General features: G+C 68.2%; 13 protein-coding genes and 9 pseudogenes. 11 read left to right on the top strand and 11 right to left on the bottom strand.

The window, feature by feature from the left end; genetic code table 11:
- Nucleotides 1–126: 126 nt before the first annotated feature.
- The 3 genes from ACWCPM_RS33140 to arsM form a co-directional block, all read right to left on the bottom strand.
- The gene (locus ACWCPM_RS33140) at nt 127–660 is read right to left on the bottom strand and encodes a hypothetical protein (protein ID WP_450979972.1); all 534 of its coding nucleotides are present in this window, start codon (nt 658–660) and stop codon (nt 127–129) included.
- A complete protein-coding gene (locus ACWCPM_RS33135) occupies nt 657–1,076 on the bottom strand; it encodes a hypothetical protein (RefSeq protein ID WP_450979971.1) in 420 nt (139 codons plus the stop codon). The genes ACWCPM_RS33140 and ACWCPM_RS33135 overlap by 4 nt, the downstream gene beginning before the upstream one ends.
- Nucleotides 1,077–1,935: 859 nt before the next feature.
- Complete coding sequence (arsM, locus tag ACWCPM_RS33130) at nt 1,936–2,829, bottom strand: arsenite methyltransferase (protein WP_450979970.1); 894 nt, start codon at nt 2,827–2,829, stop codon at nt 1,936–1,938.
- Nucleotides 2,830–2,934: 105 nt separating this feature from the next.
- On the opposite strand from arsM, the gene ACWCPM_RS33125 reads away from it, so the two are divergent.
- The 4 genes and pseudogenes from ACWCPM_RS33125 to ACWCPM_RS33110 all read left to right on the top strand — a co-directional run bounded on the left by ACWCPM_RS33125 (nt 2,935) and on the right by ACWCPM_RS33110 (nt 6,166).
- A complete protein-coding gene (locus tag ACWCPM_RS33125) occupies nt 2,935–3,309 on the top strand; it encodes an ArsR/SmtB family transcription factor (RefSeq protein WP_450979969.1) in 375 nt (124 codons plus the stop codon).
- Nucleotides 3,306–4,043 (top strand): aquaporin, encoded by a 738-nt coding sequence (locus ACWCPM_RS33120; protein ID WP_450979968.1) that lies wholly within the window; start codon nt 3,306–3,308, stop codon nt 4,041–4,043. Before ACWCPM_RS33125 ends, ACWCPM_RS33120 begins: the two co-directional genes overlap by 4 nt.
- Nucleotides 4,044–4,069: 26 nt before the next feature.
- Nucleotides 4,070–4,483: an arsenate reductase ArsC gene (locus ACWCPM_RS33115; protein WP_450979967.1), complete on the top strand. Its 414-nt coding sequence runs from the start codon at nt 4,070–4,072 to the stop codon at nt 4,481–4,483.
- A 361-nt stretch (nt 4,484–4,844) separates the two neighbouring features.
- Nucleotides 4,845–6,166, top strand: a pseudogene (locus ACWCPM_RS33110) (APC family permease).
- 13 nt (nt 6,167–6,179) lie between these two features.
- On the opposite strand, the pseudogene ACWCPM_RS33105 reads toward ACWCPM_RS33110, so the two are convergent.
- Nucleotides 6,180–6,437: pseudogene (locus ACWCPM_RS33105) on the bottom strand (TSUP family transporter); the annotation flags it as partial.
- A gap of 91 nt (nt 6,438–6,528) precedes the next feature.
- Nucleotides 6,529–9,123: a Pls/PosA family non-ribosomal peptide synthetase gene (locus ACWCPM_RS33100; RefSeq protein WP_450979966.1), complete on the bottom strand. Its 2,595-nt coding sequence runs from the start codon at nt 9,121–9,123 to the stop codon at nt 6,529–6,531.
- 502 nt (nt 9,124–9,625) lie between these two features.
- On the opposite strand from ACWCPM_RS33100, the pseudogene ACWCPM_RS33095 reads away from it, so the two are divergent.
- Together ACWCPM_RS33095 and ACWCPM_RS33090 are read left to right on the top strand one after the other, a co-directional pair.
- Nucleotides 9,626–10,389, top strand: a pseudogene (locus ACWCPM_RS33095) (transposase family protein); the annotation flags it as partial.
- 5 nt (nt 10,390–10,394) lie between these two features.
- Nucleotides 10,395–11,179, top strand: a pseudogene (locus ACWCPM_RS33090) (transposase).
- Nucleotides 11,180–11,581: 402 nt separating this feature from the next.
- Here ACWCPM_RS33090 and ACWCPM_RS33085 read toward each other — a convergent pair.
- Nucleotides 11,582–12,070 (bottom strand): GNAT family N-acetyltransferase, encoded by a 489-nt coding sequence (locus ACWCPM_RS33085; RefSeq protein ID WP_450979965.1) that lies wholly within the window; start codon nt 12,068–12,070, stop codon nt 11,582–11,584.
- Nucleotides 12,071–12,172: 102 nt separating this feature from the next.
- Between ACWCPM_RS33085 and ACWCPM_RS33080 the strand changes: the two are divergent.
- A pseudogene (locus ACWCPM_RS33080) lies at nt 12,173–12,422 on the top strand (YhjD/YihY/BrkB family envelope integrity protein); the annotation flags it as partial.
- A 504-nt stretch (nt 12,423–12,926) separates the two neighbouring features.
- Here the strand turns inward: ACWCPM_RS33080 and ACWCPM_RS33075 are convergent.
- The 3 genes and pseudogenes from ACWCPM_RS33075 to ACWCPM_RS33065 form a co-directional block, all read right to left on the bottom strand.
- Nucleotides 12,927–14,387, bottom strand: a complete 1,461-nt coding sequence (locus tag ACWCPM_RS33075) for an oxygenase MpaB family protein (RefSeq protein WP_450979964.1) — start codon at nt 14,385–14,387, stop codon at nt 12,927–12,929.
- Nucleotides 14,384–15,103, bottom strand: a complete 720-nt coding sequence (gene uppS / locus ACWCPM_RS33070) for a polyprenyl diphosphate synthase (protein WP_450979963.1) — start codon at nt 15,101–15,103, stop codon at nt 14,384–14,386. Before uppS ends, ACWCPM_RS33075 begins: the two co-directional genes overlap by 4 nt.
- A 517-nt stretch (nt 15,104–15,620) precedes the next feature.
- Nucleotides 15,621–16,018: pseudogene (locus tag ACWCPM_RS33065) on the bottom strand (IS3 family transposase); the annotation flags it as partial.
- A gap of 99 nt (nt 16,019–16,117) precedes the next feature.
- Here ACWCPM_RS33065 and ACWCPM_RS33060 point away from each other — a divergent pair.
- The 4 genes and pseudogenes from ACWCPM_RS33060 to ACWCPM_RS33045 form a co-directional block, all read left to right on the top strand.
- Nucleotides 16,118–16,582, top strand: a complete 465-nt coding sequence (locus tag ACWCPM_RS33060) for a hypothetical protein (RefSeq protein WP_450979962.1) — start codon at nt 16,118–16,120, stop codon at nt 16,580–16,582.
- 170 nt (nt 16,583–16,752) lie between these two features.
- Nucleotides 16,753–17,566 (top strand): annotated as a pseudogene (locus ACWCPM_RS33055) (IS5 family transposase).
- Nucleotides 17,567–17,572: 6 nt separating this feature from the next.
- Nucleotides 17,573–18,325: pseudogene (locus tag ACWCPM_RS33050) on the top strand (flavoprotein); the annotation flags it as partial.
- Nucleotides 18,326–18,352: 27 nt separating this feature from the next.
- Nucleotides 18,353–18,807: pseudogene (locus ACWCPM_RS33045) on the top strand (ArsI/CadI family heavy metal resistance metalloenzyme); the annotation flags it as partial.
- A gap of 321 nt (nt 18,808–19,128) precedes the next feature.
- Here the strand turns inward: ACWCPM_RS33045 and ACWCPM_RS33040 are convergent.
- Together ACWCPM_RS33040 and ACWCPM_RS33035 are read right to left on the bottom strand one after the other, a co-directional pair.
- Complete coding sequence (locus ACWCPM_RS33040) at nt 19,129–19,590, bottom strand: hypothetical protein (protein WP_450979961.1); 462 nt, start codon at nt 19,588–19,590, stop codon at nt 19,129–19,131.
- 132 nt (nt 19,591–19,722) lie between these two features.
- Nucleotides 19,723–20,807, bottom strand: a protein-coding gene (locus tag ACWCPM_RS33035) for an IS630 family transposase (protein ID WP_450979960.1) whose coding sequence is annotated in 2 segments (ribosomal slippage) — nt 19,723–20,282 and nt 20,282–20,807 — 1,086 coding nt in all. Because the reading frame shifts where the segments join, the coding sequence is not laid out codon by codon here.
- Nucleotides 20,808–20,987: the final 180 nt, after the last annotated feature.

Genomic DNA, 20,987 nt, shown 5'->3' with positions numbered 1-20,987 from the left:
ACCCTGGAGACCATGTACAGACAACTGAACCGATGGGCCGCCAGCGGCCTCATCCACAAGCTCGGCCCCGGCCTCTACGCCGCAACATCATGGGCCCCAGCCCGACTTGCGTGACCTGCGAAAACGCTAACTACCCAGCCTTGAGTCAAGGCCCCACCAGACGACCGCCCATGCCGCACGCTCCTCCACTCCCACCGCTGCCGCCCATTGCGGGCACAGCCTCACTGCTAGCGCGGCCAGACTCGTGACGATCTGTTCGGTGGACTCAGCAGTGATCCACCAGACCAGCGTGTACTCCTGCCGGTACTCGTGGGCATAGTGCAGCGCGAGAGAGCTCTTCCCGATCCCGCCCAACCCGTGGATAGCCCACGTCCCGGAGGCAGCTTGAGTCACCGCGGCCTCGCCACCTCGGGCCAGCAGCCCCCGAAGCCTCTTCAGTTCCTGGTCCCGGCCGACGAACACCCCGGACGCCGATTCAGGCAAATTCGCCGCCCCAGGCGGCGCGCTCACCTCCCGCGCCCAACGCACCGCCTCCGGCGGCAGCATCACAACCCGGGCGCCATCACCCGTGATCGCCACTTCGATGCTGCCGGCGGCCGCGACCGATCGCGGACCCGAGGCCTGTGGCCCACTTGCCGCGGCCGGGTAATCATCGCTCACGGCCTGAGCGTGGCGTTGTCACCGGTGACTGCGATACCGATCGTCTGTGCCGCGATGGAGCGCTCACCCGACGCAGTCACTGTCACCGGCCCACCGGCAGACGGCAGCAACGCGGCCAATTCCCGTAGCAACTCGGCGTCCTCGCGTACCGCACGCTTGAGCTGCTGCCGCATTGCCGCAGCTGCGTCCTCGTCGTCGGTTGCCTCGGCCGCGTCCTGCACAGCCGCCTCCAGTTCGGCACGTCCCTGCTCGTCCCGGCGGCGCCACACCGACTGCAGCATTCGCCGCCCGACGTTTGCCGTCGCCTCGACCGCAGCATTCTCAGCCCGGGTCAGCACTCCCGCGCCATAGGCCCCCAGGGCTGCCGTCAGGTAGGGGCCCGCCTGCCCTACAAACTGAACGATCTCCGCACTCATACTCAACTCCTTGGCATGCGGCTCTGCTTGTACCGCAGACTCAGCGTAGGGAAACGGCACTCCCGTCAGACCGGAATCGCCAGAAGCAGCCAGCGCGGTCCCCGCTGTCCAGGCGCTGGAGGGACCTCAGCTCGGGAAGCTGACGGAGCGCCCCCAAGCCTGGTCGTGACCCGTCACGAGGAGGTTCGGAAATGTCACTGTTCGTGCCGCTTCGACTCGTCTGTGATCGTCCGTGCGGCGGAGGCCGAGACGATCGATGATGATCCCAACGGAGTTTTCACGCTGCTGGCTGACAGCAGCGCGTCTGGTGGGGCGCTGTCGACTGTGCGGGTCACCCTGACGGCGGGCACCAACGGCGCCCCACCGCATCTGCACCGGCACTCCGCGGAGATGTTCTTCCTGCTGGATGGTGCCGCCGAGATCCTCTCCGGCGACGACATCGTGACCGCGGAACGCAGCATCCACCCACGGCACCGGCGCCGACATCCTCATCGTGATCACTCCGGGCGTCGAGCGCTTCGAATACTTCCGCCACATCCAGCGCATCCGCCTGGGCGAGGTCGGCCGGGAAAATCCACTTCCTTGACAGCAAGGCATGGTCCGCGCGCCGCTGAGGAGGGCCTGCCAGGCCAGTCCCGGGGAAACGTCTCACGTCCACACGGCACAAGCCCCCTGGTACTCCAGCCGGGCTGTACCCGCGCTGGAGGCGGACCATATCGGCGAAACGCCCGAGAGAGGTCACTGCCGGTCAGTCCGCCGGCACCTCAAGCCAGTCCGAGCCACCGGTCGGGAGTGACGTCCGCGGTATTCGCACGTGAGCAGGCCCTCTGGGCGAGGACCCGCTCACCGTGGGCTCAGCTCACTTCTGGCAGCCGCAGCCCGAGCCTGTCTTGGCCTCGGTGACGGTCAGGGCGGGATCGGCAGCGGTTTCGCCGGAGGTGCAGCAGGCGTTGACACCGCAGCAGGCGTCGGCGGACTCGGTCACCTCGGTCTGGGTCTCGGTGGCCAGCGACTTGGTGGCGCGGACGATCGCGGAGTGCATTCCGTCGGCGACCGGGTGGGTCGGGGTGATTTCGACGTCGGTGAACCCTGCGGCTTCGAGGCCGGTGCGGTATTCGGCGAAGGAGAGCGCGCCGGCGATGCAGCCGGCGTAGTCACCGCGCTCGGCCCGCTCCTGGGGGGTGAGGGCGTCGTCGGCGACGACGTCGGAGACACCGATGCGACCCCCGGGCGTGAGGACGCGGAAGGTCTCGGCGAACACGGCGGGCTTGTCGACGGACAGGTTGATCACGCAGTTGGAGATCACGACGTCGATGGTGTTCGCGGGCAGCGGGATCACCTCGATCGTGCCCTTGAGGAACTCCACGTTCGTGGCCCCCGCCTTCGCCGCGTTGGCGAGGGCGAGGGCGAGCATCTCCTCAGTCATGTCCAGCCCATACGCCTTCCCCGTGGGTCCGACGCGGCGGGCGGAGAGCAGGACGTCGATGCCGCCTCCGGAGCCGAGATCGAGGACGCGCTCGCCTTCGCGCAGCTCGGCCACGGCGGTGGGGTTGCCGCAGCCGAGGGAGGCGGCGACGGCCTCGGCGGGCAGGGCGTCACGCTCGTCGGCGGCGTACAGGGTGGAGCCGAAGTTCTCGTCGACCTCGACCGGCTCGAGCCCGCAACATGCGGTACCGCCCTCGGTTACTTCCACGGCTGCCGCCGCGTACCGGCGGCGGACGGTCTCGCGCAGGTCGGTGGACTGCTCGCTCATGACTCACTCCCAGGTGGCGGGCCACAGCATGGACCCAGAACGGCCTGTATTGATGTTCATTGATGCAACCTTGCGCTCTGAATTGAAAAACGTCAACATAGAGGTATGTCGAAACAAGAGCTTGCGGTGATCGGCCAGGACGCCGTCTGCTGCCCGGGCCTATCCGCCGCAGCACTGGATGAAGACCAGGCGGCCGAACTGGCGAAGGTCTTCAAGGCCCTGGGAGACCCGGTCCGGCTACGCCTTATGTCGATGATCGCCTCGCGCGGGCAGGGCGGGGAGGTCTGCGTGTGCGAGCTGACCCCTGCCTTCGACCTGTCCCAGCCGACCATCTCCCACCACCTCAAGCTGCTGCGCCAGGCCGGCCTCATCGACTGCGAACGCCGCGGCACGTGGGTCTACTACTGGGTGCTGCCCGGCGTCCTGGACAAGCTCGCCGCGTTCCTGACCACCGCGCAGCCCGCCGGAGTCACCGCGTGAACGCCTCCCTCGGCCGCCGCGTCGCCGCCGAAACGATCGGCACCGGACTGCTGGTGGCGGTAGTGGTCGGCTCCGGCATCCAGGCCACCGAGCTGTCGCACGACGTCGGCGTGCAGCTCCTCGCCAACTCCCTCGCCACCGTCTTCGGCCTGGGCGTCCTCATCCTGCTGCTCGGGCCGGTCTCCGGCGCGCACTTTAACCCGGCCGTCACCCTGGCCGCCTGGTTCACCGGCCGCCGGACCCCGGACGGCTTCCCCCTGCGAGACGCCGCCGCATACGTGCCCGCCCAGATCGCGGGCGCGATCGGCGGGGCGATCCTGGCCGACGCGATGTTCGCGAGGCCGCTCGTGAACTTCTCCACCCACGACCGGTCCGCCGGTCACCTGTGGCTGGGCGAGGTCGTCGCCACGGCCGGGCTGATCCTGCTGATCTTCGGCCTCACCCGGGTCGGCCGCGCCGCGCTCGCTCCGGCCGCGGTGGCCTCCTACATCGGGGCCGCCTACTGGTTCACCTCCTCCACATCGTTCGCGAACCCCGCGGTGACCGTCGGCCGCGCCTTCACCGACACCTTCGCCGGTATCGCGCCCGCCTCCGTCGCCCCGTTCATCGCCGCCCAGCTGCTCGGCGCCGCACTCGGCCTTGCTGTCGTGGCCGCGGTCTACGCCCCGGACGCTGCCCCGCCACGCCGCGAGACCGGCGTCCCGAGCAGCGAACCCGAACCCGCCTCGTCCTGACCACACTTCTCAGAGAGACACCCGCCATGAGTACTCCCCCGTCGGTCCTGTTCGTCTGCGTCCACAACGCCGGCCGCTCTCAGATGGGCGCCGCCTTCCTCACCCACCTCGGCGGTGACCGGGTCAAGGTCCGTTCGGCCGGCTCCGCGCCCGCCGACTCCGTCAACCCGGCGGTCGTGGAGGCGATGCAGGAGGTCGGCATCGACATCTCCGCCGAGACGCCGAAGGTCCTCACCTCGGAGGCGGTGCAGTCCTCGGACGTGGTGATCACCATGGGGTGCGGCGACGCATGCCCCGTCTTCCCCGGCAAGCGGTACCTCGACTGGCAGCTCGACGACCCCGCCGGTCAGGGCGTCAAGGCCATCCGGCCGATCCGCGACGCCATCGAACGGCGGGTACGCGGTCTGCTCACCGAAATGGGCGTTGCGGCCTCCGCCTGACCGCTGCGCGGGACGCGGTCCGAACGCGGGCGAAGAGATCGCAGACCGCGCGCCGCTCCCGGTAGGGCCGGTCGAGAAGCTCGCTTCGCCCGGCCAGGACATCGAACACAGAAGCGCGCGAGTGCGCGGAATCCTGGCGCCTTGAACCGAACCGTGGTTGCCGCCCTCAGCGGCAGTGACGTGCAGGTTCGGTGGAGCGGTGGCCTGATGTCGGCGGTCTTGTGGGCGCATGGTCCGATCAGAGCTCGGGGCCGTCTCCCTCGTACCGACGGGCGCCGGCGCTCCCTGCGGCAGACCCGGCCGGACATGTTCCTCGGTTACGGTGCGCCCGATCGAAGACGGGCGCGACAGGGAGTCAGTAATGAACACGGCGGGGGCCCAGACGGGCGCGGGCGCGATGAAGCGTCGTCTGGGGGTGTCGGACGCGGCGGTGATCGGCCTGGGCTCCATGATCGGGGCCGGGATCTTCGCCGCGCTCGCCCCGGCGGCCGGCGCCGCCGGTTCCGGGCTGCTGATCGCCTTGGCCTTGGCGGCGGTCGTGGCGTACTGCAACGCGACGTCCTCGGCACGGCTGGCCGCCCTGTACCCGCAGTCCGGGGGCACCTACGTCTACGGGCGGGAGCGGCTGGGCGACTTCTGGGGCTACCTGGCCGGCTGGGCCTTCGTCGTCGGCAAGACCGCCTCCTGCGCGGCGATGGCTCTGACCGTCGGTGCCTTCTGTGGCCCGGCCAGGCCCAGGTGGTGGCGGTGACCGCCGTGGTGGCGCTGACCGCGGTGAACTACGCGGGGGTACAGAAGTCCGCGCTGATCACCCGCGCCATCGTCGCGGTCGTCCTGGCCGTGCTCGCTACCGTCGTGGTCGCCACCCTGACCTCGGCCGCCGCGGATGCCGCGCGGTTGGACATCGGCTCGGACGCCACCGTCGGCGGAGTGCTCCAGGCGGCGGGCCTGCTGTTCTTCGCCTTCGCCGGCTACGCCCGCATCGCCACCCTCGGAGAGGAGGTCCGCGACCCTGCCCGCACCATCCCGCGCGCCGTCCCGATCGCGCTCGGCATCACCCTCGCCGTCTCCACCCTCGTCGCCATCGCCGTCCTGACCGTGCTCGCCCCCGACGGGCTCGCGGAGGCCACCGCACCGCTGTCGGACGCCGCACGGGCCGCGGGCGCCGGCTGGCTGGTGCCCGCCGTCCGCTTGGGCGGCGCCGTCGCCGCGCTCGGTTCACTCCTCGCGCTGATCCTCGGGGTCTCCCGCACCGCCCTGGCCATGGCCCGCGACCGGCACCTGCCGCACACCTTGTCCGCCGTCCACCCACGCTTCGGTGGGCCGCACCGCGCCGAACTGGCCGTCGGCACCGTCGTCGCCCTGTTCGCAGCGAGCACCGACGTACGCGGCGCGATCGGTTTCTCCTCCTTCGGTGTCCTGGCCTACTACGCCATCGCCAACGCCTCTGCCTGGACCCTCACCCCGCAAGAGGGCCGACCCAACCGCCTCGTACCCGTCATCGGACTGGCCGGCTGCGCAACCCTCGCCTTCGCCCTGCCCCTGAGCACCGTCATCTCCGGCACAGCAGTCCTCATCCTCGGGGCCGCCGTCTACAGCCTGCGAAAGGCCAGGACCAGCGACCCCGACCCTGACAGCGGCCCCGCGGGCCCGCGGCGGAGGGTCGCCCCCGCGTCCAGCTGAGTTCCTGTGCAGGTCAGCACCGGGCCTGGGTGGCGTACATGGCGTGGAGGGTGCCGAGGAAGAGGCGGAGCACGGTAGCGGGCAGGTGGGGCTGGAGGCGGGCGCCGAGGTAGCCGCCGATCAGGCCGCCGAGGCCGCAGGCCAGGTCCAGCCACCAGTTGGGTGCGACAGGCCCCTAACTCACTTGAGCGAGTGCCGCGTATGCGGCGGCCCCTGCGACGGAGGTGGTGAAGGTCGCGGCGAGCGTGACCGGTGCGACGCGGGCCATGGGGCATGCCGCGCGCTGACGATTCAGCCGGGCTTCGACGACGACCTCGCGACCACCGTGATAAGCGGCATCGCCCCGGCAGGACGGGGCCCCGTCAATTCCCAGCACGGGCAGCGCCGCTGACGACATCCACTTCCTGGGCCGGATTCCCGGTCCACCGGGCGCGGGCGGGAACCTCCTCGCCCTTCATCAGGAAGGCATCTGCGTCGAGCTCTGCATGATCGCCGATGGTGGTTCCGTAGTGGACGAACGCCCCCACGCCGAGCGTCACGTCCGAGCCGATGGTGATGCGGTCGGACTTGAAGGCGCCGTCCTCCTGCGAGTGGCACTGGATGACACTTCCGGCGTTGAGGGTACAACCGTCCCCGATGCTGACAAGGCTCCGCTCGACCAGCGAGCATCCGTCGTCAAAGACCCGTCGGCCGAGTCTGACGCCCAACAGCCGCCAGACCAGGGCCTTGAACGGGGTGCCGTTGAAGATCTGCATGTAGCGGTGTGTCGTCAGCTTCCAGAAGCGTTCGTGCGCCCAGAAGCCAGGATCGTAGATCGAGCAGTACAGCGGTTTGAGCGGGCGGATCCTTGTGACTGTCCGTTCCACCAGCGCGAAGAAGCCGACCGTGAACGACAGGCTGAGCAGGACCGCCAAAGCGAACACCACCGGGCCGACCACGTGGTAAAGGTCCACGGCAGCCGCGGTGATCAGCGCGAGCACAAAGAAGTGGAACCAGTGCATCAGCAAGAACAGTCCCGCTGTCACGGCGTTGTGCCTGTTCTTGGCGGCAACGCGACGGCGCAGCTCGTCACCGGTGGCCAGGTCGTCGAACTGGCTGTCACGGAGCACCGTTCGCGGGATCTCGAAGCTCGGCGAGCCCAGCAGGCCCACCCCCTCGCGCACCGGCCCGTCGATCGGAACCATGACCTTTGTCGCCAGCAGGCAGTTGTCGCCGATCCGGGCACGTGAGGCATAGACGATGTTGTTGCCGAGGAAGCTGCTCGCCCCGATGGAGACCGGGGAGAGACGGAAGGACGTGCTGGAGTAGTCGGCGTTGATGACCGACAGTCCGTCCGCGACCATCGTCCCCGTGCCGACCCGGGTCAGGTACGGGGTGTCGTGCTTGACCAGCGAGCCGAAGTTCGACCCCGTCTGCTGCACACCGCACAGGTCGTACCCGAGCGACCGCAGGTAGTGCACGATCGCGGAACTGTCCCCGAACAGGAGGACGAGGAACCTGGCGTTGGTCACCCGCGTGACCGCACGCTGGATGCCGTAGCGGAAGCCGTACAGCGGATAGATCCTGCACGGCTTGACCATCAGGGCGAGCAGCCGTGGCAAGGTGCTCATGAACAGCAGCGCCGCGAACAGCCCGCCGAAGAAGACCACCACGGAAGCGCCCAGCGCCTCCAGGAAGAACGCCGGGCTCGCGAAGGCCGGTGCCCCCGCTGTGACCACGGCATTGAGCTGCGGCACTGCGGTGAGCAGCATGGTCACGCCGGCCACCGTCAGCGGCAGATACACCAGCAGGATGGCGATCGTCTGCCACAGGCCGTAGAACGCCCGGCGCACGGAGCCGCATGCCGCGGGCCCGACTGCCCGGAAGTCGGTATCGGTCGGCTGCGCCGGTGTGCCGTGCCACGACTCACCAGCAGGGACCTTCTGGCCTGAATGCAGGGAGGACGCATGGCCGAGCTGGGCGCCGTCACCCATCTCCGTCTGAATGTCGATGACGGACTGTTCGCTGACGGTCACATCCACGCCGAGGGTGACGGGGCCCATCTCGATCCAGCCGTCATGCGCCCGGTAGGCGGACAGGAACACGTCCTTGCGTACGACGGTGCCGTCACCGATGGAGAGCAGGTCAGCGCAGACTGGAACGTTACGGGTGAGTACGGTGACGCCCTTGCCGATGCGGGCGCCGAGGGCTCTCAGGTGCAGCACGTACAGCGGTGACCCGGTGAACAGTCGCACCGGGCTGGTGCGTATGAGGGACTTCACGCACCAGAAGCGCAGGTAGACAAAGCCCCATACGGGGATCATGCGTGGGGTGAAGCGGCCGATGAGCACCCACTTGGCCGCGACGGGCACAGCGCACAGCCCGAAGAACATCACCGCGCTGAACACGACCGCCCGCGCATAGACACTGACCACCCCGGAACCCGCTTCGATCCACTCATAGCCTCGGAAGGCCGCGGTGGCACCGAGACAGGTGAACCCGAGGAACACCAGCAACTGCGCCATCCCGCACAGTACGTGGCGCCATGTGCCTGTCGGCATCCCGGCCGGGACATAGGTCGGCGCGCTTGGCTGCACGCCGACCTGCGCCGTGATGGACGAACTGACTGGTGCCGCCTGGTCCAGGGGGAGCGGGGTGGGGGCCGTGTCCGTGAAAGCGGCAGCCAGGGCCCTGATCGTGGAGTGCCGGTAGATGTCCTTCATCGACACCATCGGCAGATCGCCCCGCTTACGGACCCGCGCACAGAACTGCGCCATCACCATCGAATCCGCACCCAGATCTGTGAAGAAGTGGCCGTCCACGGACACCTGGTCGGAACGCAGGACACCGGCCAACACCTCCGCAAGCAGACTCTCAGTGCTGCTCCGCGCCGCACGCGTGCCGTTCCCTGCGCCGTCTTCGACGGACACCGTCCCGGCAGGAGTGGCCGCGGTTCGCTCAACGCTGTTGCCGATCATGAACGTTCCTCCATGGCCTTGCAGTCAGCACCACCACTTCGGGCCCTGGCCCCGAGGCTTTCCGCGGCAGCGGGCGAAACACCCAATGGGCAGGTCACACGGCCATGAACGCTGGCGTGATCATGAGAGCGCGAAAGCATGGGCTGTTCACCTGCCATCACCGCAGGATGCCGGTCGATTCGCCATCGAACCTTTTATTTTGGGCGCATGCCTGAAGGCGACAGCGGCACTTGGCGAAACCTCCAAGTATCCGGCGCCGAACGTTCCCTCCAGTAGGCACGATCACGAAAATTCTGCCCTGCTACTGAAATGCAATACTTGATACGGAAATCTACTCCTGTGAACGGCCTCAGCGCCTCGGGTCCAACAGTGACCAAACCCCTTGCAGGAAACAATGAGCCTTTTCCAACCTGCCTTCGCGGTCCGGTAGTTGGCGTGACAAACGAGTGAAGCCCCTGGTAGACGGGTTCACGACCAAGATCACCCGTTCTGCCAGAGGCTTCTGGTTGTCTACCCTTCCGGACTGGACCTGTCCAGCTCGCACCTTCGCTTCCTCACCGCCCGTATCCGGGAACGTCGCCGTGCGATCGGCAGCCGATGGCGCCGGTTGAGCGCCGGCCGACAGGCCCTGCTTGCCCTCGCTCACCTGCGCAACGGGCACCCCTACACCCAGCTCGCAGCCGGATTCGGCATCGGCACCTCCACGGCCTACCGGTACATCACCGAGGCCGTCGATCTCCTGGCCGCCCTGGTACCCACGCTCGAACAAGCCGTCCGCCAAGCATCGAGGAAGGCGTTCGTCCTGCTTGACGGCACACTCCTGCCCATCGACCGGATCGCCGCCGACCAGCCCTTCTGCTCGGGCAAACACAAGAAGCACGGCATGAACGTCCAGGTCCTCGCCGACCCGGCCGGACGTCTCCTGTGGGCCTCACCCGCCCTGCCTGGAGCCGTCCATGACATCCGCGCCGCACGCGAACACGGCATCCTCGACGCCCTCACCTCAGCAGAGATCGACTGCTGGGCGGACAAGGGCTACCAGGGCGCCGGACCGGCTGTCCGCGTGCCGTACCGAGGCCGCTGGGACAATCTGTCCGCGCAGGGCAGCAGGCCGTGAACCGCTCACAGGCCAGGATCCGGGCTCTGGTCGAGCCTGCCGTCGCCACCCTCAAGAACTGGCGGCTCCTACGCAAGCTCCGGTGCTCGACCACCCGCATCACCAGCCTCGTCCAAGCCGTCCTCACCCTCCACCTCACCTGCTCAAACTCAGGTTGGCAAAGGCTCAATGGACCGGAATTCCGGCCGACCGGCGGGGTCAGCGGCCGCGGCTTGAGGACCGGGTGCTGCTGGTGGCGACGTGCTGGCGCACGAACCTCACATTGCGGCAGGTTGTGCCGCTCTTCGGAGTCTCGAAGTCCGCTGGGCCGACCGCATCCTCGATCACCTCGCACACTTGCTGGCGATCTCACCGGCGCGCCGGCCGCGCATGGACACCGTCAACACGAGAGATCCAGGTCCCGGAACTACCGAAGGTCTCCGCCCGGCAGGGCAGGGTGAGGTGACGTCGGTCTGACAAAGGAGATCAACGTCCCAAAGCAGGGCCACGCTTCCACCTTGCTGGTGGGCCCTTGCACTCACGCGCTCAGGCTCACCGACGAGCTATTAGAACTACCGGTACTCGACCAATCTGCAGGTCGTCATCGACGCCAACAGTCGCCTGTCGTGGCGATCGGCCTGCCCCTGCCGGGCAGCCGGAACGACTGCCGGGCCTTTACCGAGTCCGGCGCCGACCGGGCCTGCCGGGGCACACCAGTCATCGCCGACGGCGGCTACCAAGGCACCGGCCTGCTTATCCCACACCGCAAACGGCGTGGCCAGGAGCATCTCAGCACACAACGGGAAGCGGAGAACGCTATCCACGGGCCCGGGCACCGGTGAAACTCTGTCCCGGCTGAAGAAATGGAAGATCCTGCGTGCCTGCCGGCTCAAGGGCAGTGGCATTCACCAGGCCATGCTCGGCATCGCCCAGCTACACAACATGGCCCTCACCAGATAACTCACACCCCTACGGGACAGCCTCTACGGTACGGCCGGGGCAGCAGGGTGGTGCGAATTTCGGGCTCGTGAGGCTGGTCGTCACCGGCCGAGCAGTTGCACCGGGCTGCCTCGGCAATGTCACCGTCCATGTCGTCGATGACCTGGAGTGTCCCTCGGCGACCGGCGGCGGGGTATTCACGCGGCCAACCTCGATGGTGTGTGGAGCGAGCCGAGGTGTACGCGATTTCGATGGCCCTGGGAGTGCCGGAGGCGAGGGAGTCGCCGGGAGAAGGCGCTGGCACAGGCGATTCCCCCGCCAGGGCGGAGACGACGGCGTACACGGAGCGCGCGGCGTCCGGCGGCTCCTGCATGCCGGTCACCATGCAGGCGAAGCCGGTGTCCTGCGAACCGGCGCACCGCGTCATTCCGAAAGAATGCGAAACTCGAATTCGGGACGGTCCCACGGCACGGCGGGCGGGTTCGCGAGCGCGGTCCCGGTCCGCACTGCACCGACGCGGTGGTAGAAGTCCTCCGCGGGAAGATGCGACACGACCTTGACACATTCGAGCCCGGCGGCACGGGCCTCGGACTGCATGTGCGCCACGAGCAGCCGTCCAATACCACGTCCTTGCACTTCGTCGGCAACGAACAGCAGGTCGAGCTCTGGTGGAGCGAGAACGAGCGAGTAGAACCCGAGGACCCTGCCTCCATGCTCGCCGTCGCCGACGGCCACAAAGGCGCGGTGGGCCTCGATGTAATCAGGACCGACCCGGTAGCCAGCCACTGCGGCTGCGTACTTACCCTCGTAGGCGCCTGAGCCACGCACCAGCCGCGTGAGCCGTTTGGCATCCCGCGCGACGGCCCTCCGTATCGTGATCGGCCAGCTGACCGGGGAAGTGCGTGAACTCATCGGGATAGTATTTCGCACCGGAGAGTGCCTTCGTGCGGCGGGTCGGCTGCTCGGGCAGGCGTACCTGCACCACTCCCGGGAACCGCTCGCCCAGGCCCCGGCGCCAATGCGGTCTACGACGTCCCCGAGGGTCGCCCCTTGTGGAAGGTGCTGCCCGTCCGTGTCGGCGTCACGGTCGTGTCGCTGATCCTCGCGGTCGGCAGTGCGCTGATCGTGGTCTTCACTTCACTGGCACTCCGACCAGGAGGCCGGCGCAGCTCGGGGCGCCGGCGACAGGGTGCTCAACGCGTGGTCGATCGCGAAGTGGACCGTGCTGGTGCCGCTGGTCACCATCATGATCGTGATTCTGTACAGCCTCCTCGACGGCGACGGTCACGGCTGCCGCCACGACCACGACAACCACGATCGCTGCCACCGGTGCCAGCGCGGCGAGGAAAGCGAGGTGGCCGTCCAGTTCGACGAAGCGCGTGGGGTTGCCGCCGGTGAACGAGTAGCGGTTGCCGGTGTACGTCGGTTCACAGCCGTCACGGTGCAGAGCCGTGCCCATGCGCCGCTGCAGCTTCTTCGTCGCCGCCTCACAGGCCGCGGCCAAGGCTTGGCCGGTGATGGTGCTGCGGACGCATCCGGTGTGCGTGCGATCTCTTCAGGTCCCAGACCTGCGGCTTCGGCCAGCGGCAGGGCCTCGGGCAGTGAATGCTCCGCCTTCGCTGTAGCTCTGCCGGCGATGATGCGGTCGGCAGCCGCGGCGGGCAGTTGCTCCTCGACCTCCTTGGCCGTGCGCATCAACTCCATCGGCTCGCTGGGGACGTAGGTGCAGGAGCGTGCAGCGGTGGCCGCCAACCCAAGCACGAGCTCGTCAGGCGTCGGCGAGGAGGGGGTCGTACGGGGTGCTCGTGCGGCGGCCCGCCATGAAGGAGAGGAAGTCGGCCACGAAGGCGCTCCGGCCGTAGGCACCGCTGGTGGTGGTGAGGTCGCAGTGGAAGGCGGTGCGGAAGAGGGTTCGGTACTCGTCCGCGTCGATGCTCCCGTTGCCGTCCTTGTCGGTGGCGTCGAAGAGGACCTCGGAAACGCGGATGAGTGCGGGTCCGGCGAGGGAAGGGACGGCGGTGGCGTACTCCTCGGCGCTGACGCGGCCGTCGCCGTCCGTGTCGAGGGCGGCCTGAAGCTCGCGCCACCAGGCGGCGAAGGCGTCGTAGAGCCGGGTCTCCTCGGGCTCGTCCAGGTCAAGGCGGGTGGAGAGTTCGCGTGCCATGGCGGCGAGGTCAGGCCAGTCGAGGTGACCGTTGCCGGTCTGGTCCAGCACCCGGCGGAAGAACTCCTCCGCCAAGCGTCGGTACTCTTCTGTGCCCGCCGAAGGTGCTGGGACGGCGTTGGTGTCGCCACTCAGTGGTGTGAGGAGGCGGAACAGGGCCGATGCCCGCTTCATGCGGACGCGCAGGGCGGTTACGGTGCGGGCGCGGGGGTCGTCGCTGTCGGGCGACAGCGAGAGGGCTTCGATGATGCTTTCGGCGTTGATCCAGCCCTCGGGCAGGAATCGGGCGAGCCCGGCGGCAAGGTAGGCGCCCTGCATGAGGGTTGGGGCGCCAGGCATCTCGGGCAGGCCGGCCCGGCGCCGGTAGGGCTCGGGGAGCGAGGCGACCGTGATCGCGCCGAGGACCGGACCGGCGACAGCGCGGCCGGCTGCCCACAGCGTCGGCGCGCCATCGAGCAGCGCAGGGGCGGGCAGGTGGTCGAAAAGCCGGTAGAGGATGACGCGGGCCGCCTCGGTGTTCTCCAGCTCGTTTTCGACGACCCGGTCGAAGTATCGCCAGAAGTCGTGCAGGTCCTCGGGGAGTTCTGCGGCGTCGCCGTCGAGCGCGGCGAGCAACGCGCGGTACTCGGCGTACATCCGCTCCATCGTGTCCTGGCCGAGCGGCTGGCCGCTCAGCCGGCACATGGTGACGGCGCTCTCGAAGAGGGTGGCGACCACCCAGGCGCGGGTCGCGCGGTCCATCGCGTCGTAGGCGCGTCCGCGGGAGTCGGACCCGCTCATGCGGGCGTGCAGCCGGTTGAGCCGGGCGGCCTCCCGTTCGCGTACCGCCGGGTCGGTGCCGAACATGCGCCGCATGCTGAGGAAGGTGTTGCGCAGTCGGCGCCAAGGGTGGGCTACAAAGGTGGAGTTGTCGACGAGGGCGGCGCCGATCTGCGGGTGAGCGGCCTCCAGTACGGTGGCGCGGATCATCGCCAGGGCCCAGCGCGGGTCGTCGAAGAAGGCGCTGAAATGCGATTCCGGGCCGAACAGGGATGCCTCGTCGGCCGTTCCCGTTTCGGTGGTCATGACGGGTCTCCGTTCGTCCGGGCGGGCATGCCGCCGAAGCGGCGGTCGCGGCGCCGGTAGGTGTGCAGGCAGGCGAGGAAGTCGGGAGCCCGGAAGTCCGGCCAGAGCACCTCGGGGAAGACCCACTCGGCGTAGGCGACCTGCCAGAGCATGAAGTTGGAGATGCGCTGCTCACCGGAGGTGCGGATGACCAGATCCACATCGGGGGTGTCGGGGAAAGGCAGGTGGTCCGCAAAGAGCCGCTCGGTCACCTCGTCGGCGGGGATCCCGCTGCGGATCAGCGACCTGGCGGCCTCGACGATGTCCCGGCGCCCGCCGTGGTCGAAGGCGACGGTGAGCGTCATCCCCCGGTTGTCGGTGGTCAGCGCCGTTAGGTCATCAAAATTCTGCGCCAGTTGACGCGGGATGCGCGGGTCGGCGACTCCGAGGAAACGGCAGCGTATGCCCCGCGCGAGCAGCAGCGGCGCATGCTTGCGCACAACCCGACGCACCAGACGCATCAGGAATTCGACCTCAGTGCCAGGGCGGCTCCAGTTCTCGGTGGAGAAGGCATACAGGCTGAGCCACTCCACACCGGCGACCCGGGCCGCCTCGATGACGTCGATGACAGCGGCTTCCGCGGCCTGGTGACCCGCCGTACGGGGAAGCGAACGCCGCTGCGCCCAACGGCCGTTGCCGTCCATCACGCATGCCACGTGCCGGGGCCTCGCGCGCAACACCCCCTCGTCCCGACGCTGCCCGGGTCCACCACCGCACTGTCGCCCGCCCGGCTGGTCCTCCGTCACCGCGCGTGTGCGCGGGACGCAGTAGTCCGTCACGCCTGGCCCCGCCCCGTCCGGAGCGCCACCACCGGCCACACTATGCTCGGTCACGCCCACTCTGCCTCGCCGCTCCCGTCTCGCCCACGCCCCACCAGTGCGTCCCCTCGGGAGTCTGACAGCGCGGAAGGGCCCTGACCGGCCGAACGGGTGACCGTCACCCTCGACTCATGCGTTCGAATCGTGCGAGTGAAGCGGCGAACTCGCGCACCGTTCCTTTCAAAGCTCCAACAGGGTCACCAGCCCCTCGGCGGCGACTTGGTCAGGGACGTCCACGGTCGAGGCCAACGACGGTACCGACACCTACGTCCTGCACTCCTACACCTACCGGCGCACCGGTGAAGATCGTCGTCCCGGAGAACTGGACCACCATCAAGTCCTTCGGCTGGTCTCCTTTTCCGATAGAGACGACACCACGGGTCCGGGCTGCCATCCGCAAGGCGTCCGACACCAGTCTGGTGCGCATGTGGTCGGCGATGGACCAGCCGACAGCTCTCCGGCTGAAGCAGTCCAGGACGGTCGCGAGGCAGAGGCCCCCGCCCGCCAAGGGGAGGTAGGTGATGTCTCCCATGTATTTCAGGACCGGTTCCGGGGCGGTGGTGAAGTCCCGCTGGAAGGGGTCCGGGACCGGTGCGGCGGCCGGGTCGGGGACGGTGGTGCGGACGCGTCTGCGCAGGCGGATGCCCGTGGCATCACCCGGGCGACGCGTTTCTCGTTGACCCGCAGACCCGTATCGCGGAGTTCGGCCGTCACCCGCGGGGAGCCGTAGGCGCCGCCGGACTCGCCGTGGACCTCCCGGATCCGCTCGGCCAGGACCTGGCCCCTGCGGAAAGCGCGCAAAGCCTTGTACCTCAAGAACGATCGCACCCATTATGTCAACGACCACTCTACAGAACTTAGTTGGGAGTCAATTTGATCAAGGAAAAGGCTGTCAAGCTGGGCCGGACAACCGCCACCACGTTGGCGGTCACCTCTCTTGCCCTTCTCGGCTCGGCGTCGACTGCCCAGGCGGGCGGCTCGTGCGATATCACGGGCTGCTCCGAGTTCACCAACGGCAGCCACCTCGGAGTGCTGGCCGTCCAAAACTGGACCTGCTCGACCGGAACGACGGCTACCGCCAGCACGGGCTGCGTGAGCCTGAGCTCCACGAAGTGGATCTACCCGACGGAGCGGACTCCGAGCCGTCAGGACTGGGACGCTTTCCGTGTCGACGCGGGCTACTGCTACAAGGTCGAGTTCCTCAACGAGTTCCCGCTTCTGACGAAGAGGTGGACCATGACCTACGACCGGTCGAACTCCAGCACGCCGGTTTACGTCAAGATCGAGAACCCGTCGCAGGCGTACATCATCGCGCAGAAGGCCGGTTCCTGCCCGTAAGCGATGGCCGGCAAGCACAAGCACCCACGGGCCCGCTCGTGACCGTACTCACCGACGACAAGGGCTGCCTGACCTATCGTCCTGCACCAGAAGTGACGAGCCTGACCAATCGTTTCAGAATGCGTTGAGCGGTGGGTCTTGTGCTTGACGAGGTCGACAGGGTGTGCGGGGTGCGTTCTGATCTTGTTCCTGACGACCTGTGGGAGCGGGTTGTCCCGCTGCTGCAGCCTGCTCCCGAGCGGCGCCATCGCCACCCCGGCCGGCTGCGCGTTCCCGACCGAATGGCACTCGCCGGTGTGATGTATGTGCTGCGGACCGGTGTCGCATGGCGTGATGTCCCCGCAGAGACGGTGGGCTACTCCGGGGTGACGGCCTGGCGCCGGCTGCGGGATCGGACCGAGGCCGGCGTGTGGCCGCGCCCGCACGCGGCCGTGCTCACCGTGCTGCGCCGCGCCGGCCTGTTGGACACCTGGATGCCTGCTCCGTGGACGGGTCGCACGTCCGGGCTCTGCAAGGGGGATCACGTCGGCGCCCTTCACCCGTCGACCGTGCCCGCCCTGGCGCGAAGCACCACCTGATCGTCGACCGTCACAGAACCCCGCTCGCCGTCACCCTCACCGGCGGCAACCGGCACGACGTCACCCAGCTCCTGCCGCTGTTGGAGCCGTCCCACCGATTCCGGGACTTCGTGGACGCCCCCGCCGCAAACCCCGGCGTCTGTACGCCGACCGGGGCTATGACTTCGACAAGTACCGCCGCCTGCTGCGCAAGCGCGGCATCAAACCCTTGATCGCCCGACGACGCGGCGTCGCCCACGGCTCCGGACTGGGTAAGTCGCGCTGGGTGGTCGAGCGCGCTTTCGCCCGGCTGCACCAGTTCAAGCGGCTCTGCACCCGTCACAAACGACGCGCCGATCTCCACCAGGGCCTGCTCGAACTGGCCTGCAGCCTCATATGCCTCCGCCGCCCGCGAACCTCATCCTGAGATGATGCCTTCACCGCCCTCGCCGACCTCGCCGACCTCTCCGACCTCTCCGACCTCGCGAACGAAGAGAACGGCACGCACGCGGTGTGGATTCTGCGCTGCAGCATCGGCGAGAACACCTACGGCGGCGGCGAAGCCGACCAGCTGCCCGCCCGCGGCGCCCTGGGCCTGCGCGCCAAGGCCGCCGTCGAGGCAGACCACGCCAGCTCCGCCACGGGCTTTCGCACCGAAGCCGTCGAGCGGGACTCCGACGGCCGTCTGATCCTGGTCGCCGAGGACGGGCGCCGCCTGGACCCGGTCGACGAAGTCATCGCCCTCACCGGCTTCCGCCCCGACCTCACCTTCCTCTCCGAGGTCCGCCTCGGACTCGACGAACGCCTCCAGACCCCGACCGCTCTCGCCCCGCTCATCGACCCCAACGTGCACTCCTGCGGCACCGTCTACCCGCACGGCGTGGGTGAGCTCGCCCACCCCGAGCAGGACGTCGACCTGGTCGGCATGAAGTCTTACGGCCGCGCCCCCACGTTCCTGGCGATGACCGGCTACGAGCAGGTCCGCTCCATCGCCGCCGCCCTCGCAGGCGACCGCGAAGCCGCCGAGCGCGTCGAACTGACCCTTCCTGAAACCGGGGTGTGCGGCGGCGCCGGCCTGTTCGACGACCCCGACGCCGCCCAGAACAGCGAGGGCTGTGGATGCTGCGCAGCCCCGACCACTCTCCAGATCGGACTCGGCGCCCCGGCCACTTCCGGAGGCTGCTGAGCCCGCACCCACACAAGGAGGTCCGCCATGTCCCGCCTACAACTCGCGCTCCGCGTCCCCGACCTCGATGCCTCCATCGCCTTCTACAGCAAGCTGTTCGGCACTGAGCCCGCCAAACTCCGCGACGGCTACGCCAACTTCGCCATCGCCGAGCCTCCGCTCAAGCTCGTCCTCATCAGGGCACCCCGGACGAGGCGACACGCATGGACCACCTCGGCGTAGAGGTCGAGACGACCGAAGCCGTCCACGCCGCCACCACCCGCCTCGCCGAAGCCGGGCCTGCCGCCGACGTGGAGAACGACACCACCTGCTGCTACGCCCTCCAGGACAAGGTCTGGGTCCAGGGCCCCGGCCAGGAACCCTGGGAGGTGTACGTCGTCAAGGCCGACGCCGACACCCTGGCCAAGCAAGAACGCAGCACCTGCTGCACCGGCTCCACGAAGGCCGACCCCCAACAACCGGCCGTTAGAGGCGGCTGCTGCTTAACCGCCGCCACCCAACCTCCACGCCAACGAGGCCGTGACCGGAACAGGAACCGGTCACGGCCTCGCACCGCGCTGCCCCCCCTGTGCGCAGCCGCCGGGCACCAGGACTCAGGAGTGCCGACGTCGGGCTCATCGGCCGTGGCCAGCAGCACCACGAGTACAACGCTTTCGACTGAGCAAGGAACGTGTTGTGGTCGAGTGCCTGCCCCATGCGGGCTTGGCGCTCGATGCGTATGACGTCGCCCGATTGCCGTCGATCGAGTGGGCAGGGGCGGTGGCCCGTCCGTGTGGGAGTCACCGCCGTTGCCAGGAATGGATTTATGGCAAGAAGTAGACCGACTTCGTAATGGTCTTTATGCCGTTGTACATGTAGCTGCTCTGAACTGAACCGGCCGGCGCGGGCCAGGCCGACATCCCGTAACAGGCGGTCAGCTCGCCTGGGACGAGGACCTTCTTGACGCAGGACGCCTCACCGAACGGATTCATGCCGTACGCGTCCAGCCAGTAGACGCGGGCGCTGTCGATGGTGATGTTCACCGACGCGTTGTTTCTGACGAGGAGTACACCCTGAGCGTTCTCCTCGTCGTTCGGGTTCACAATCATGCAGGTCTGATTGATGACTTTGTTGGACGTCTTACTCGGCGTCGTTTCTCCGCAGGTGGTCATGGCCGTGGGGACCCACGGCTGCCAGTTGGGGTAGGCCGAGGCGGGGGACGTGCTGAGGATGGCGGCACTCGCGGCAGCGGCGGCCACTGTCAGGGCGCGGCGGATACTGGTCATGTGATGACCCTTTCGGATCGAACTGGCTTGCGAGGAAAGCAGCTTAGAGCAAGTTGATCGTTCTGTTCGCGGCGATTGCTTCACTGCGCATGAGCGTGCCTCCCTCACGCGGACGACATCGCATCGGGCCTGTTACTGACGTTGTCGCCGTGATGTCGTCAACGTGAGTCCTGTTTCGACAAGGCATCCGTCGATGAGTTTGCTGCGGTATTGGATCTGGCGGAGACCATGTCGGAGCGTGCTGATGAGGTGGTCGGGGTCGGTGAAGGCGGTGTTGACCTGGCTGCTGCGTCGCAGCAAGGACCAGATGCCCTCGACGGGGTTGAGGTCCGGTGCGTAGACCGGCAGGAAGTAGCAGGTGATCCAGTCGTGGGTGTCGATGAACTCCCGCAGTCGGCGGTCCTTGTGGACGTTGAGGTTGTCCCACACGAGCACAATGGGTGCGCCGAGTTGGTGGTGGGCGGCGATGAGCAGGTCGCGGTAGTCGGTCCAGGTGAAACTGCGTCTGCCGCCGCGCTTGTGATCGAGATGCCGCTTGGGCCGGTAGATCAGCCGTGAGCGCTCACCTCGTTTGTAGCAGGCCAGGGCAGCGACGGAGAAGCGGCGCTGGGAGCGTCCGCGGACCCGGATGACGGGTGTGCGTCCGCGCCGGGCCCAGGTCCGTGCGGTGGGCGGCGTCATCGAAAAGCCGGCTTCGTCTTCGAAGCACAGCCAGGCGTCGAGCGCCGCCACGGACCTTCCACCTGCGGCCAGGTCTCCTTCACCCAGCCGGCCACGGCCTGCTCGTCGCGCTCGACCGCCCGGCGGACCGGGACCTGGTGGCTGTAGCCGTGCCGGTGCAGCATCCGCGCGATCGCCGACAGCGTCATGCTCTTGTGGAACCGGCGCCCGATCAGCGTCTTGATCCGCGTCAGCGTCCACGCCTGGTCCGGCCAGCCGTACGCGACCGGCCCCTTGGCGAGCTCCTGCTCAAGGACGGAGAACAGGGCCTTGCTCAGTCTGGGCCGGGAGACGGGCCCGGCAGACCGCAGCCCCTCGGTGCCGGCGACATGCCAGGCCCGGCGCCAGCGCTGTACCGAGCGCACGCTGACCCGTAAGTCCTTGGCGACCTCGGCGTTGGAGGCGCCGGCAGCGAATCGCTCCGCAGCCTCCAGCCGGATCCGCTCGCGAAACGCCTGCCGTTCAGGCGTCAGCCCACCACCCTGCGGATATCTCACACACCAGGCATACCGCGACGATCACACATCGTCAGCCCCCAACGACATCACGCCGCAAAGGTCAGTAGCTCAATACCGGTAACTTAGCTTGACGTTTAACTTCGCACGTCACCCGACCTGCTGATCTGCGGTTCTTTCCGGGACAGCGGAGGCGGCCGTTCTCCACGCTTCGAGATGTCG

The organism is Streptomyces sp. NPDC002309, assembly GCF_053593375.1.
The sequence above is the reverse complement of the archived record's forward strand: the minus strand, read 5'-3'. Positions and strand labels throughout refer to the sequence as shown.

Bases quoted from the DNA above. Each gene is read 5' to 3' on its own strand.
- ACWCPM_RS33135 (WP_450979971.1), bottom strand. From the start codon at position 1,076: ATGAGTGCGGAGATCGTTCAGTTTGTAGGGCAGGCGGGCCCCTACCTG.
- arsM (WP_450979970.1), bottom strand. From the start codon at position 2,829: ATGAGCGAGCAGTCCACCGACCTGCGCGAGACCGTCCGCCGCCGGTAC.
- ACWCPM_RS33125 (WP_450979969.1), top strand. From the start codon at position 2,935: ATGTCGAAACAAGAGCTTGCGGTGATCGGCCAGGACGCCGTCTGCTGC.
- ACWCPM_RS33115 (WP_450979967.1), top strand. From the start codon at position 4,070: ATGAGTACTCCCCCGTCGGTCCTGTTCGTCTGCGTCCACAACGCCGGC.
- ACWCPM_RS33100 (WP_450979966.1), bottom strand. From the start codon at position 9,123: ATGATCGGCAACAGCGTTGAGCGAACCGCGGCCACTCCTGCCGGGACG.
- ACWCPM_RS33085 (WP_450979965.1), bottom strand. From the start codon at position 12,070: ATGAGTTCACGCACTTCCCCGGTCAGCTGGCCGATCACGATACGGAGG.
- ACWCPM_RS33075 (WP_450979964.1), bottom strand. From the start codon at position 14,387: ATGACCACCGAAACGGGAACGGCCGACGAGGCATCCCTGTTCGGCCCG.
- ACWCPM_RS33040 (WP_450979961.1), bottom strand. From the start codon at position 19,590: ATGACCAGTATCCGCCGCGCCCTGACAGTGGCCGCCGCTGCCGCGAGT.